1 protein-coding gene is annotated in these 1,149 nt (G+C 39.3%); it reads right to left on the bottom strand.

Features of this window, described 5'->3' with window-relative positions:
• The coding region (locus RCJ95_RS23745) for an IS1182 family transposase (RefSeq protein ID WP_446722830.1) at nucleotides 1-984 on the bottom strand (984 nt) is incomplete at its 3' end.
• Nucleotides 985-1,149 lie beyond the last annotated feature (165 nt).

Here is a 1,149-nt window from a genome sequence, read left to right as displayed (position 1 = left end):
CTGTCCTTGTGGACAAAGATAACAATTATAGTGCTCATCATATATATACTCATGCTTTCGGAAGAATCCATCTCTCGTTTTAGGACGTGTATAAGGAAGAACAGGCAACATTTGATTCTCTAATAAAAAGTTTGTAATTGCGGGTGTTTTATAGGCTGCATCAGCCGCAACAGCTAATGGTTTTTGAACGTTTTCAATGACTCTTTCCACAAGTGGCTGTAATACATGACTATCGTGCACATTTCCCGGAGTCACAATGGCACCCAAGACAAAGCCCTTTTCATCTGTCGCTGCATGAAAAGAATAAGCAAACTGTTTTGTACGTTCATCCTTCACGTAATATCCACTTTCAGGATCTGTCGTGCTTTCCTTTATTTCTTTCCATTCTTCTTTTTCAAATTTCTCCGGGGAAAAGGGCTTTTTTCCGTGTTCCTCACGATCAATATTTAACTCTAATTGAAGTTTCTCTTCATAAGCCCGTGTTTCTTTTCGCACAACTTTTTTATCATACTTTCGTTTGTTCGCACTCGCTTTCACATGCGTAGAATCGATAAATAAATGGTCTGCATGGAGGAGTCCTTGATGCATAATCTCTTTTAATATACGATAAAATATCTGCTCAAATATATCGGTGTCTTGAAAGCGACGGACATAATTTTTACCAAAGGTAGAGAAATGCGGAACTTCTGTATGGAAGCCAAATCCTAAAAACCAACGATACGCCATATTGGTTTCAATTTCTTTGATGGTTTGACGCATGGACCGGATACCAAAAACGTACTGAATAAACGTCATTTTAAAGAGAACAACAGGATCAATACTAGGGCGTCCTTTAGCAGAGTAGAGGTTTTCTACTAAAGGATAGATAAATGAAAAATCAATAGCCGCCTCTAGTTTTCGTACTAAATGATCTTGGGGAACTAATTGATCAATCGTTAACATTTCTAATTGTTCACGTTCATTGATTTGATGTTTCGTCATCATGGTTAATCACCTCGAAAGTGTACTTTTTATCAATAGATGAATAAGGAATTCTTTATGTAGAAGTTGATTGGAACGAAGGGTGGCGACTCCTGCGGGAAAAGCGGGAAAGTCGAGATCCTGGACTGAGCGAAGCGAGGGAAGCAGCTCGACCCCGCCCGCGGAAAG

The sequence above is a fragment of the Lysinibacillus sp. BSL11 genome (assembly GCF_052928325.1).
This window is presented reverse-complemented; position numbering and strand designations above follow the sequence as displayed.